Here is a 13,750-nt window from a genome sequence, read left to right as displayed (position 1 = left end):
TTTCCGCCGCTGGCGCGGTATTTCAAACAGAGAATTGCGCCGATGCGGGGGCTCTGTCATTGTGGAGTTACATTCGCATAGACGGAGATTGGTTATGGTATTTTCAAAAACAGTTAAAATGGCAGCGGCGGCAAGTTTGATGCTTGTCGGTTTCGCAGGGCAGGTTTTGGCCCAAGCCCAGCAAAATCCAATTCCAGAGCGCCGCATTGAACTGACGAATAATACGGATTTCTTTGGGTCTGATCTGCGCAATGTGTTTGATGTGGAATTCAAAGACTGCGTTGCCATTTGTTTGGCGGATACGGCTTGTAAGGCGTTTACATACAACCGTAAATCATTCGCGTGTTTTCCAAAGTCTGCGGTGGGGGACCAATCTGTTTTTGAAGGGGCCGTTTCTGTTGAAGTGACAGACGCCACGCCAGCGGAATTGGAGCGCGCGCGGGTGCGGGCCAAACAGCTTGCGGTTATTCCAAACGGGTTTTTGGGCGAAGCGCGGCGTATCGCGGATCGCAATGGCGCGTGGTATCCGACTAATCGTTGGACCCATGATGGACTGGTTGAGGAAGCGCGAAAGGAATCTGCCAGAGGAGATCATATTCGAGCGATGGAGCTGATGCTTGCCGCGATTAACGATGAGGATCGCGCAGAGGCGTGGATCGAAGTGGCGCGTTTGGCCAATGTCGCCACGCCCAACACGCCAAAATCCCGCCGTTTCGTGCGTGAAGTTGGCAATGCTGCGGCCATCAACGGGTTTTTGCGTGCAGAGTCAGAGGCCACGCAAGTGGCTGCTTTGCAAGAGTTGGCTGCCGGGTTTGAACGGGTGCGCCAAGGGCGGTTGATGATCCCTGTTTTGCGATTGGCCCAAAGCATTTCGCCGCGCATTGATACCGAAGACGCGCTTGATCGTGCGATCAGCCTGTATGGGTTTCGGGTGGTGGATCACACGGTGGATCACAACGCATCTAGCCCACGTGTTTGTGCAGAGTTTTCCGAAGATTTGGTCAAAGGGACGGTGGAATATTCCGATTTTATCCAATCGGAAATCACGGGTCTGACCGCCGAAGCCGAGGGGCGGCAATTGTGTGTTGAGGGGATGGGGCATGGGGAAACCCACCGCATTGCATTTCGCAAAGGGTTGCCATCTGCGGCAGGAGAACAATTGGCCAAGACGGTTGATCTGCGCATTTACGTGCAGGATCGTGACCCCGTGGCACGGTTTGCGGGGCGCAGTTATTTGATGCCGCAGCGCGATGGCGCGACCATTCCGTTGATCACTGTGAATGCCGATACGGTGGATGTGAAAATCTATCGTGTTGGGGATCGCAACCTGTTGCGCACGGTGCAAGATGGGATGTTTGCTAAACCGATATCGCGTTGGGATGTGCCCTTTCTGGCGCGTGATCTGGGACAAGAGGTTTGGTCGGGAACGGCGGATGTTCAGCGTGAACTGAACCGCGAGGTGACCACGGCTTTGCCTATTGCTGATGCGCTGACGGAGTTTGATGCGGGGGTTTATGCCCTGACCGCAAAGATCCCCAGTGCCAAGCGAGAAAGCGATACGGTTGCGACACAGTGGTTTATTGTGTCTGACATCGGAATTTCCACGATGAAGGGCAATGACGGTCTGCATGTGTTTGCGAAATCGTTGAAATCCGCTGATGCTTTGGAAAAGGCGACGGTGCGGTTGGTCAGCAAATCAAATGTTGTGTTGGCAGAAACCCAGACCGATGCAGCGGGATATGCGATGTTCCCTGCGGGTTTGGCGCTGGGCACGGGCGGGGCATCTCCTGCGTTGGTGACGGTTGAAAAGGGCGGGGATTATGCGTTCATCGATCAAGCGGCGGCAGAATATGATCTGTCGGATCGCGGGGTTGAGGGGCGCGAACCTGCCAAAGCCATTGATGTGTTTATGGCCACAGATCGGGGTGCTTATCGGCCAGGGGAACGGATTCACACCACTGTTTTGGCACGAAACGGAACGGCGCAGGCCATTGATGGCGTGCCGCTCACGCTTGATCTGATCCGTCCCGACAATGTGCGGTTCAAGCGGGTGTTGGCCAATGCAGTTGGTGCAGGTGGCGCGGTGACGTCGTTTGATATTCCTGCCACGGCAGCGCGAGGGACGTGGAAGCTGCGGGTTTATGCGGATCGAGATGCGGACCCGTTGTTAGAACGGCGTGTGTTGGTCGAGGATTTTGTGCCCGAAAAGATCGATTTTGATTTGGCGCTGGGGGAGGGGCCTTTTGCGTTGTCTGATACGCCAGAGTTGCGCATTGATGCGCGGTATTTGTTTGGTGCGATTGGCGCGGGATTACAGGTTGAGGGTGAAGTAAAGCTGTCGGCGGCACGGGCGTTGCAAGGGTATGACGGGTATCAGTTTGGCGCGGCGGATGATGTGTTTCGCACGCGATATCAAAGCATCAGCGCGGCAGAAACCTCAGCGGATGGATCCGCGGTTTTGAACCTGCAATTGCCCCGCGTGGACGAGGTGAGCAAACCATTGGATATGACCGCGGTGGTGCGGTTGCGCGATGGATCGGGCCGCCCTGTGGAACGCCGTGTGTCTGCCCCTGTACTGCCTGGCAAGCCGTTGATCGGGATTAAGCCGATGTTTGAGGGCAGCGTTGGTGAGGGGTCCGAAGCGGCGTTTCAAGTGATTGCCGTGAATGGTGCGGGTGCGCGGATGGACATGGAGAATGTCAGCTGGGTGCTGAACCGCCTGCACACGCGGTATCAGTGGTATCGCCAGTATGGGCAGTGGAATTATGAACCCACGACGCGGCGCAAACGGGTTGCCAGCGGCGACATCACAATCGGATCGGCAGAGATTGCAAAGATTGCAGCCATGGTTGAGTGGGGCGAATATGAGCTGAAGCTGGTTCATAAAGGTGCCGATTTTGCGCAATCATCGGTTCGGTTCACCGCGGGCTGGTATGCCAGCGGGGGTGCGGATGATACGCCTGATTTGTTAGACGTTGCGATGGATCGCGATGCCTATGCGGTGGGTGACACGGCCACCATGCGCGTTGTTTCGCGGTTTGATGGTGTGGCACAAGTTTCTGTTTTGTCGGATCGTTTGATCGAAACGCGGTCCATTACGGTGCGCAAAGGGGAAAATGAAATCCCGTTGGATGTGACGCAGGATTGGGGGGCTGGGGCCTATGTCACCGCTTCCGTTTTGCGCGGTATGGATGGCGGTGTTGATCCGTCCCGTGCGCTGGGTCTGGCGTTTGCGAAAGTGGACCCTGGAGCAAAGTTGCTGACTGCCCAATTTGCAAATGCGGACGAAGCATCGCCGCGTGATGTAATGCCTGTTGCCCTGAAAGTGGATGGATTGTCCGCAGGGGATACAGGATATGTGACCATCGCGGCGGTGGATGTAGGGGTGTTGAACCTGACAGGATTTAAAACGCCTTCCCCCGATGGATATTATTTCGGGCAACGTAAATTGGGCGTGGAACTGCGCGATGTTTACGGACGTTTGATTGATGGGTCGGGTGATGCGGGGCGATTGCGGTCTGGTGGGGACAGTCAGGCCAATGCAGGGCTGCAAGGCCCCCCGCCAAGCGAAGAGGTTTTGGCGCAGTTTTCGGGCGTTCTGACGGTTGGGTCTGATGGCATGGTGCGCCATGATTTCGCGATGCCAGATTTCAATGGCACGGTGCGTTTGATGGCGGTTGTGTGGTCTGACAAAGGGGTGGGTCATGCGGAGCAAGATGTTCTGGTGCGCGATCCTGTTGTGATCGTTGCCAATGCGCCGCGATTCATGACACCTGGGGATGAAAGCCGCATTCGATTGGAACTGACCCATGCGTTTGGGCCGACGGGTGAATTTGATGTTACGCTTGGCAATACGCTTGGGCTGCGCACAGAAACGCCGAGCAATCAGGTTGTTACCTTGCGCACCGGTGGGCGTGCGGTTTTGGATATTCCTGTCACGGCGGATTTGGTGGGAGCACAGCGGTTTGAGGTGTTTGTGAAAACCCCAGATGGCAAAGTGCTGAGCAAAAATATCACCTTACCTGTGCAGTGGAATGATCCAGAAATTGCGCGGCAAACGCGCGTGTCTTTGGCGGCGGGGCAGGCGCTGAACATGGATGTCAATATGATGGCTGGGCTGCAAGATGGCACGATCCGCGCCACCCTTGCGGTGGGGCCGCTGGCGCGTTTTGATGCGCCTGGATTGCTGACGGCGCTGGATCGGTATCCCTATGGCTGCACCGAACAAGTGACCAGCAAGGCGATGCCGCTGTTGTATTTTGACCAGTTGTCCGATGCGTTGGGATTGGCGGATAAGAAACGTGTGGCCGAGCGCATTGATCAGGCGATTGTGCGTGTTCTGGGCAACCAATCGAGCAATGGTGCGTTTGGGCTGTGGTATCCATCCAACGGGGATTTGTGGCTGGACAGTTACGTCACCGATTTCCTGAGTCGTGCGCGGGCGCAAGGGTACGAAGTCCCCGATCAGGCATTCAAAAAGGCGCTGAACAACCTGCGCAATCGCGTGAATTACGCGGCTGATTTTGAAGATGGCGGGGAAGATATCGCCTATGCTTTGATGGTTTTGGCTCGCGAGGGTTATGCGGCCATCGGGGATTTGCGATATTATTCTGATACGCGGTCGGGGGCATTTCGGACCGGACTGGCGCAGGCGCAATTGGGTGCGGCGCTTGCGCTCTACGGAGATCAAAGCCGCGCGGATCGTATGTTCCGGTTGGCTGGTGCGCGCGTCATCGAAGGAGAGCGCCGCGTGGGATGGCGCAGAGATTACGGGTCTGATTTGCGCGATCAAGCGGCTGTTTTGTCGCTGGCGGTCAATGCTGGGAGTGAGGCGATTGATGTTGCATCACTGGCCGAAACCGTCAGCCGTACACCCGTTGCCCGCCGATCCACGCAGGAAAATATGTGGTCGCTGATGGCGGTGAATGCGTTGGTAAGCGAAGGGGTGGCGCAGGATATTTCGTTCAATGGCGAAACCATGACCGCGCCAATGGTGCGCACGATCAGCGAGGATGAATTGCTGGCGGGTGTTGCGCTGGAAAATGAAGGAGCGCGGGACACAACGGCCGTGGTGTCGGTGTTTGGCGTGCCAACGGACCCTGAACCTGCGGGGGGCAATGGGTATAAGATCGAACGGACCTATTTCGATATGGATGGTGCGCCTGTCACGCTCGACAATTTGGCGCAGAATGATCGTATTGTTGCGGTTCTGAAGGTGACCCCGTTGCGTGAAAGCCAAGCGCGATTGATGGTGAATGATCCACTGCCTGCGGGGTTGGAGATCGACAATCCGAACCTGATTTCAGGTGGGGATATTCGGGCGCTTGATTGGTTGGAGTTGAACGCCAATGTGCAAAACAGCGAATTCCGCACGGATCGTTTTTTGGCGGCGGTGGATTGGTCTGGGCGCAAGCCGTTTCAGATGGCCTATGTGCTGCGGGCGGTGTCACCAGGATCGTTTCATCATCCTGCGGCGGTGGTCGAAGACATGTACCGCCCTGATTTCCGCGCGCGAACAGATGTGGGGCGTGTGACCGTTAAATGAGCCCAGACACAGCGCGCCGAATGATCCTGCGATGGGGGAGCTTTCTGCTTGTCCTTGTCGTTGGTTTCTTGGTTTGGACCACGTGGGTTGGCCGCACCCAATTGCCGCCCTTGACCCCAGATGTTTCGGTGGTGGTCGAAGCGCGGGATGGCACATTGTTGCGCGGGTTCACGGTGGCAGATGGGCGCTGGCGGTTGCCGATCACGGTGGACGAGGTGTCGCGCGGGTATCTGGAACAGCTGATCGCGTTTGAGGACAAACGGTTTTATCGCCACAGTGGCGTGGATTTGTTTGCTGCGGTGCGGGCCGTTGGGCAGGCGGTGTGGAATGGCGGCGTTGTGTCAGGGGGGTCAACCCTGACCATGCAGGTGGCGCGATTGCTGGAAAACAGCGGTACGGGATCATGGCGCGGCAAGATACGGCAAATGCGGGTGGCTTGGGCGCTGGAGCGGGTGCGCACCAAGGATGAAATTCTGGAGCTGTATCTGCGGTTGGCTCCGTTTGGCGGCAATATTGAAGGGGTGCGTGCCGCGAGCTTGAGCTATTTTCAAAAAGAGCCTGCGCGGCTGACAGATGCAGAGGCGGCGTTGTTGGTGGCGCTGCCCCAATCTCCTGAAACGCGGCGCCCAGATCGTGCCGCTGATCGCGCCAGACTGGCCCGTAACCGCGTGTTGGATCGCAGTGTCAAAGCGCGGGTTTTGGATCAAGAGGCAGCGGACGCGGCGCGGATGGAGACCGTGCCCAACACGCGCCATGCGTTTGATTTCCTTGCACCGCATTTGACAGAACGGGTGGCGGCGGCGACCCCGACACAACTGCGCCATCGTTTGACGTTGGATCACGCGATGCAAGCCAAAGCAGAGGCGTTGTTGGCGCGGCATGTGAAGGGGCGGCACAAGGCAATGTCGGGCGCAGTGATGGTGGTGGATCATCAAACGGGCGCGGTTCTGGTAAGCGTTGGATCGCCCGATTATCTGGATACAGGGCGGCAGGGGTTTGTGGATATGACCCGCGCGATCCGGTCCCCAGGGTCCACGTTAAAGCCGTTGATTTATGGGTTGGCATTTGATGCGGGTTTGGCGCATCCAGAAACGTTTATCACAGACAGCCCGATCCGATTTGGCCCTTATGCGCCGCAGAATTTTGACAACAGTTTTCGTGGGCAGGTGCGGGTGCGCGAAGCCTTGCAAATGTCGTTGAATATTCCTGCGGTTTCGATGCTCGATGCGATTGAGCCGAGTGTTCTGATGGCGCGGATGAAACGGGCGGGGGCCGTGCCCCAATTGCCCAATGATCGCCCTGCGGGTTTGGCCATTGGGCTGGGTGGGATTGGTTTGCGGTTGACCGATTTGATGGGCATATATGCGAGCCTTGCCCAAGGGGGTCAGGCGGTTCCGCTGGTGTTTCACGCGCAGGAAGAGCTCAGCATTGCGGTGCGTCCGCCTGTCGTGAGCCGTGTGTCCGCGTGGTATGTCAGTGATATTTTGTCAGGTGTAGCGCCGCCCAAAGGGGCGGTTGCGGACACTGTGGCATATAAAACAGGCACGTCTTATGGACACCGCGATGCTTGGGCGATTGGGTATGATGGCGGGCATACGGTGGGTGTTTGGTTGGGCCGTGCCGATGGGGCCGCGATGCCCGGTGAGTTGGGTGCAGAGTTGGCCGCGCCTTTGCTGTTTGATGTGTTTGCCGCGATCAAGCCAAAGCCTGATCCGTTGATGCGTCCCCCTGATGAGGCGTTGACGGTGACCAATGATGCCCTGCCTGTGCGCCTGAAGGTGTTTCGCAGACCAGGTGCCTTAGGGGCGCAAAACCTGCCTGAGATTACGTTTCCCCCTGATGGGGCGCGGTTGGTTTTGGCGGACGATGGGATCGTGGCAAAAGTGACCCAAGGTGTGCCGCCGTTTACATGGCTGGCCAATGGGGAGCCTGTGGTTGTTGGCAGTTATGATCGCCAAGCGGAGGTGGACATACCCGGACCCGGGTTTTTGTCCATTTCTGTGATTGATGCGATGGGCCAATCACAGGCGGTGCGCATTATTGTGGAGTGAGTTGACCGATGGCGGTTTAGCCTACGCGGCAGCCTGATGCGCCGTCCACGCGCAAGGAGATGCCAGAGACAAAACTGGCCTCGTCTGATGCGAGGAACAGGGCGGCGTTGGCCACGTCTTGGGCGGTGCCTTGGCGGCCCATTGGGACCTTGGCAGCGCGGGTGGCGGCCACCTGTTCGCGCGGTTGGTTCCATGCTTTGGCCCGTGCATCGACGGCCATGACCGTGTCGATCATGCCCGGTTGGATGGCGACGGCGCGGATGCCGTATTCGGCATTCTGGATGGCCTGTTGTTCGGTGAGCGCGAGGATGGCGGCCTTTGACGCCTTATACCCAACCCAAGGGTAAGTTTCAGTGGCCGCGATGGACGAGATATTGAGGATCACGCCTGAGCGCTGTTTGCGCATGATCGGCAGCGCGTGTTTGGCTGCAAGCACCATAGCGCGCAGATTGAGGCGCATGATGTGATCAAAGGCATCGGCGTCGATATCGGTGATCTGCGCATCCCCTGCTTCGATAGAGAGGCCCACGTTGTTGTGCAGGATATCGAGTGCATCCCAAGTGGCGGTTGTTGTGGTGATCGCGTCTTTGATGTGGTCTTCGATCAGCACATCACAGGCTTGGGCCAAGGCGATCCCCCCTGCGGCGGTGATTTCATCGGCCACGGATTGCGCCGCGGCGATGTCGCGGTCGGCCACCATGACTTTGGCCCCTTCGCGCGCGTAAGTGAGCGCTACAGCGCGACCATTGCCCATCGGGGCGTTTGGGTCATCGCTGGGGGCTTGGCCGCCGCCAAAAATAAGGGCGGTTTTTCCTGCAAGGCGCATGGGATGTTCCTGTGTTCGTTGCGAAAGAGTTTACGCGTTAGAGCAGTTTTGGCCAGAGCGATGCGCATTTGGGGCGAAAGATTGCGAGGTGGCCGATGGACTCTGTTCCTGCGTCTGTGGGGGTGACGGTTTCGAATGTGGCGTTGGCGTGGGGGTAGAATTTCGCCAGATCGGCAACACAGACAGGTGGCACAAGATCATCATCGGACACGCCGATCAGATTGAGGCAGGCGGTGACGGATTGAAGATTGGGTGCGGGCATAGATGTGCCCCATTCAGATTTGTGCAGATGCCAATTGCAGCACCATTTGCGCCATTGGCGGAATGCGTGTTTTGGGATTGGCGCGGATGTGCCAAGCAGGCGGGCGGGTACGGCGCCCGTGAAGGCGATGCCAAGGGGGCCCATGACATACCAAAACAGGAAAGCCGTGATGTTGTGGGGAAACGGCGCACGCCGCCAATAAGCAGGGCCAGAACACACCGCCGAAAACGAAGATATGCGGTGGGCGTTGTCGTGAAATGCGGTGGTGAGCCCGCCGAGCGAATGACCGATGACGCGAATGTCTGCATCTGGGTAGAGATCGAGCAGTGTGTTGAGCGCCGCATTTTGATCGTGGATGCCCCAGTCGGCCATGGTGATGTCAGAGGTTTTGACATCACTGTCTTGGCGGTAATCATAGGTGAGGATGGCGTGGCCTTGGCCCGCCACCCACTGCGCAAATTTGGTGTAATAGGCAGCAGGAACCCCAGTTGCGCAATGCAGGACGTAGGCCACTTTTGGTGGGGCGTCTGGTTCAAACACCTGTGCGGGCAATTGATATGTGCCTGACTGAATATGGAGGGTTTTGATCTGTGACATGGGCTAAGGATTGCGCTGCCTGACGCGAAGGTCAATGTTTGCGTGACGTCAGCCAAAACCACGAGGGCAAACGGATCTGAATGAGGCGCTGGCCCAGAGGGTGCTGATTTGCGCAGGGTTTGTTTTTGCTGCGGCGTTGGAATTTGGACAATTAAACCAAAAGGGACCGAAATTTGTGCGCTAAACGATGCCTGCAACAATGGCGCGCAGCGTTGCGATGCCGTCGCCTTTGGCCGAAGAGGTTTGCACGATTTCAGGGTAGGCGGCAGGGAATTTGCGAATGGCTTCGATCGTGCGTTCGGTGACTTTGCTGAGGTCGCCTTTTTTGAGTTTGTCGCATTTTGTCATCACCACCTGAAAGGTAACGGCGGATTTTGACAGCATTTGCATGATCTCTGTATCGACTTTTTTCGGGCCGTGACGGGCGTCGATCAACAAAAAGACACGACGCAGTGATGGGCGGCCTGAGAGGTAGGATTTCAGCAAGCGTTGCCATTTTTCGACGATAGGCAGGGGCGCGTTGGCAAAGCCGTAACCTGGTACATCGACGAGGTAGTGGTCTTCGCCCATGGTGAAGAAGTTGATTTCTTGGGTGCGGCCGGGTGTGTTGGAGGTTCGTGCAAGCGCCTTGCGCCCTGTGAGCGCGTTGATCAGGGATGATTTGCCAACGTTTGAGCGGCCTGCAAAGCAGACTTCGATGCGGTCGGCATCGGGCAGGCCAGACATGGCAACGACCCCTTTGAGGAAATCGGTGTTGCCTGCAAAAAGGAGGCGGCCTTTTTCGGATGCGTCGTGATCTGGCGTTTCGGCGATGGTGAATTGCATGTCCATTTAGATCAGCTCCAGTCGGTCGCCCGTTTTGATTTCACCTGTTTCAACCACTTCGGCATAGACGCCGAAATCTTTGTGGCCGTAGGTTTCGGACAGGACTTTCAGCGTGTCCACATCCCGTTTGCCTGTTTCAGGGTTGGCGGTTGTGGCAGGGCAGCGGGTGATGGGATCGACGATTTTCAAGAGCGCGCCACCGATGCGGGCGTGGCGGCCGATCCAGTTGAATTCATCCCAAGGGGCCGCGCCATCCACCCAGATGTTTCCGCGCCAACGCAAGGGTGACAGCTGTGTGCCTGCGGTTGCGGAGAGGTCTGCGAGCGAGGCGTGCGAGTTGATCGAGATGGAGGGGAACGGCGTGTCGGTCATGCCGCGATCAGGCGCGCGGACGATGCGATCTGACGGGGCACGATCTGCGGGCATGATGGGCTTGGTCCATGCCACGAGTTTTGCGCTGTCGGCCGGCAGATCAGGGTTGATCGTGAGGGGATCAAGCGATGGGTGTGTGAAGGTGAGTTCGTTTGTGGACTCGTTCACTGTGACGTTGATGGCCATCAATTCTGGTGCTTTGGCCCCGCGTGAAAAGTTCACGCAATGGGCCCAAGCGGGATTTGCATCGTCGAATTTTGCCATGTCGTGGGCCACGGCCCAAACGCGATCCCAAGGCATGGTTTTGCCTTGGGTCAGGGTCACAGCGGACAAAGCTTCGCGCCCATGTGATTTAACAGGGTGGCGAAAAAGCTCTGTTACGGTGATCATGGCTAGCTCGCTTTGTTGCGTTTAAAGCTGGATTTGATGTTGCCAAAGATGTCTGGCTTGACCCCTTGCGAGCGCATGATGGTGTACTGCTGAATGAAGGTGATTGTGTTGTTTGCAACCCAGTACACCACAAGGCCAGAGGCAAATGTGCCGAGCATGAACATGAACACCCACGGCATCCACGCAAAGATTTGCGCTTGGGTTTTATCCGTTGGGGCGGGGTTCAGTTTTTGCTGCATCCACATGGTAATGCCCATGAGAACGGGGAACACACCAATGGAGAAGATTGCAAAGAAGCTTTCTGGACCAGGCGTGCCCCATGGCAAGAGACCAAAGAGGTTTAGGATGGAGGTCGGATCTGGTGCAGAAAGGTCTGTCAGCCACCAGATGAACGGCGCGTGGCGCAGTTCGATGGTTACGAAGATCACCTTATAAAGCGAGAAGAAGATCGGGATTTGCAGAAGGATCGGCAAACAGCCCGCGGCTGGGTTCACCTTTTTCTCTTTATAAAGCTTCATCATGCCTTGCTGCATGGCTTGGCGGTCTTCGCCGTGCTTTTCTTTCAGCTTTTCCATTTCTGGCTGCAATTCTTTCATCCGCGCCATGGAGACGTAGGATTTATAGGCCAACGGGAAGAGGATTGCCTTGATGATGAGTGTGAGGCCGATGATGGCCCAGCCCATGTTGCCGATTAGGCCGTTGAGCCAGTGCAGCACTTGGAAGATTGGTTTGGTGAGGAAGAAGAACCAGCCCCAGTCAATGGAATCGACGAATTGTTCAACGCCAAGATCGTCTTGATAATGCTTGATGGCTTCCCATTCTTTCGCGCCTGCGAAGAGAGATGACTTTGCCTCGGCTGTTGTGCCAGCGGCGATAGTCATGGTCGGCAAGCGCATGTCGGTTTGGTAGGTGTCGTTTTTGCCTGTGTATTTAGAAACAGAGGTGAAGCCGGTGCCCGGTGTCGGGATTAGAGCGGTCATCCAATATTTATCGGTAAAGCCAATCCAGCCGTTATTTTCGACCTTGATCTTGTCGACATTGCCGCCTTCGGACGCGTCCGCTGTTTGGTCTGGCATGTCGTCGTAATCGATTTCTTGGATTTCACCGTCAGAGGCGCGAACGACGCCTTCGTGCAAGATGTAAAAGCCGATGGTTTCAGGCTCGCCTACGCGGGCCACGATGCCATAAGGCTGCAGGCGGATATCATCGCTTGTGGTATTTTCCACGGATTGTGTGATGGAAAAGAGGTAATCTTTGTCAATGCTGATGACACGGCGGAAGATCAGGCCTTGGCCATTGTCCCAGCGCAGAGTAACGGGCGAGTCCACTGTTAGAGTTGTGCCTGCTTCCAGCGTCCAAGGGGTTTTGGCGGAGGGCATAAATTCGAAGTCCGCCGCGTTTGTCGGAGCCCAGCCGTATGTGGCGTAATAGGCATTGGGGCCGCCCGCAGGAGACAGGAGCGTTTCCTTGAGGGACGGGTCGTTCAGGTTTACGTTGTAATCGAGCAGGCGCAGATCGTCGATGCGACCGCCGAGCAGGGAAAGCGAACCTTCGACGCGGTCTGTTTTGATTTCAACGCGTTCGGTCTTGCCAAGGGCAACTTCGCGTGTGTCGGCGGCAGACCCATCAAGAGAGGGTGCGGCGATTGTGCCATCCGCAGAGGGGGCCGTTGGAACGCCTTCAGCAGATTGCGCCGTTGGGTTTGTTTCTGGCTGGATCGGCTCTTCTGGTGGGAAGAAGTAGAACCACGCCAAGATCACCAGCATGCTGAGACCTGTTGCGAGGATAAGATTCTTGTTCTGCTCGTCCATAATACACCTAAAAAGCGTTGGGAATTCCGTGGGGCGGTTCAATAGAAATGGGGCCAAAAGGTCAAGAGTTAAAGGCGATTTGGCGCAGAATGCACTGCTTATTTACGTGCGATGAGCTTTGTGCGGGTTTCGGTGGTTTTTTGTGTGCCTGCGTCCGCAAGCACCTGTTCCAGTTTTGCGGTGTCCATTGTGGCGCAATTTTGGGTTTTCATCACAAGGGAAACGGTGCGGTCTGGGCAGGGTTCGGCAAGGCGCAGAATGGTGAGTTCGGAGCGCCCTTCGGTGTCTGTAAAGGCGATTTCTGGCAGCAAAGTTGTGCCGTATCCACCTGCCACAAGACCCGCCAACGTGTGCAGGCTGCTGGCGCCAATTTGGTTGAGGGTTTCTTGGGTGGCGTATTGGCAGAAGCTTTTGGTTTGGTCGCGCAGGCAGTGGCCTTCGGCGAGGAGAAGGAGTTTCAGAGGGGCGATGTCTTCGAGGACGATTTGCCCGTCTGTCAGGCCCAGCGATTCGGATTGGCTGGTTTGTACGGCGAGCAAAAAGCGATCTTGGAACAGGGGGCGTTGCGTTAAATCGGGGCTGGTCACATCGGTGGCAATGATTGCGGCATCCAATTGACCAGAGGTGATTTCGCCGAGCAATACATCGGTTGTTGCTTCGCGGATTTGCAGATCGAGTTTTGGCAGGCTGTCTTGGATCAGGCGAATGGCGGTTGGCAAAAGGTAGGGTGCGACCGTGGGGATGACGCCGAGGTGAAACGGGCCTTCGACCCCGCGATTGAGGTGTGCGCTGTCTTCGAGGGCCTGCACATCGGCGAGGATGCGGTTGGCAGATTTCAGGATTTCATGACCAAAGGGTGTGGGGCAGAACGGGCGGACATCGCGGTTGATAAGGGGTTTGCCGAGCAAATCTTCGAGTTCTTGGATTTGCACAGAGAGAGCCGGTTGGGACACATTCGATGCCGCCGCCGCATGACCAAAATGGCCGTGTTTGCACAGGGATTGGAAGTATTGCAGCTGTCGTAAGGTGATTTTCATAAGGCTGGATTATCAACATCCGCGCCTTGTGTAA

At 56.6% G+C, this 13,750-nt stretch carries 8 protein-coding genes; 2 read left to right on the top strand and 6 right to left on the bottom strand.

Features of this window, described 5'->3' with window-relative positions; all coding sequences use genetic code 11:
• The first annotated feature begins 94 nt into the window (after positions 1–94).
• Complete coding sequence (locus tag QBD29_RS16555; protein ID WP_280099185.1) at positions 95–5,545, top strand: alpha-2-macroglobulin family protein; 5,451 nt, start codon at positions 95–97, stop codon at positions 5,543–5,545.
• Entirely contained in the window at positions 5,542–7,596 is a 2,055-nt protein-coding gene (gene pbpC / locus QBD29_RS16550) for a penicillin-binding protein 1C (protein ID WP_280099184.1), read from the top strand. The genes QBD29_RS16555 and pbpC overlap by 4 nt, the downstream gene beginning before the upstream one ends.
• A gap of 16 nt (positions 7,597–7,612) precedes the next feature.
• On the opposite strand, the gene QBD29_RS16545 is transcribed toward pbpC, so the two are convergent.
• From QBD29_RS16545 to QBD29_RS16520, 6 genes are all read right to left on the bottom strand, one after another.
• Positions 7,613–8,422, bottom strand: coding sequence for an SDR family oxidoreductase (locus tag QBD29_RS16545; protein ID WP_280099183.1), 810 nt, complete (start codon positions 8,420–8,422; stop codon positions 7,613–7,615).
• 37 nt (positions 8,423–8,459) lie between these two features.
• On the bottom strand, positions 8,460–9,281 hold the full coding sequence (locus QBD29_RS16540) for an alpha/beta fold hydrolase (RefSeq protein WP_280099182.1): 822 nt from the start codon (positions 9,279–9,281) through the stop codon (positions 8,460–8,462).
• 180 nt (positions 9,282–9,461) lie between these two features.
• Positions 9,462–10,112 (bottom strand): ribosome biogenesis GTP-binding protein YihA/YsxC, encoded by a 651-nt coding sequence (gene yihA / locus QBD29_RS16535; RefSeq protein WP_280099181.1) that lies wholly within the window; start codon positions 10,110–10,112, stop codon positions 9,462–9,464.
• Complete coding sequence (locus QBD29_RS16530) at positions 10,113–10,868, bottom strand: MOSC domain-containing protein (protein WP_280099180.1); 756 nt, start codon at positions 10,866–10,868, stop codon at positions 10,113–10,115.
• Between the two features lie 2 nt (positions 10,869–10,870).
• A complete protein-coding gene (gene yidC / locus QBD29_RS16525) occupies positions 10,871–12,679 on the bottom strand; it encodes a membrane protein insertase YidC (protein ID WP_280099179.1) in 1,809 nt (602 codons plus the stop codon).
• Positions 12,680–12,777: 98 nt separating this feature from the next.
• A complete protein-coding gene (locus QBD29_RS16520) occupies positions 12,778–13,716 on the bottom strand; it encodes a hydrogen peroxide-inducible genes activator (protein WP_280099178.1) in 939 nt (312 codons plus the stop codon).
• Positions 13,717–13,750: the final 34 nt, after the last annotated feature.

The organism is Amylibacter sp. IMCC11727, assembly GCF_029854195.1.
GTDB lineage: Bacteria > Pseudomonadota > Alphaproteobacteria > Rhodobacterales > Rhodobacteraceae > Amylibacter.
The sequence above is the reverse complement of the archived record's forward strand: the minus strand, read 5'-3'. Positions and strand labels throughout refer to the sequence as shown.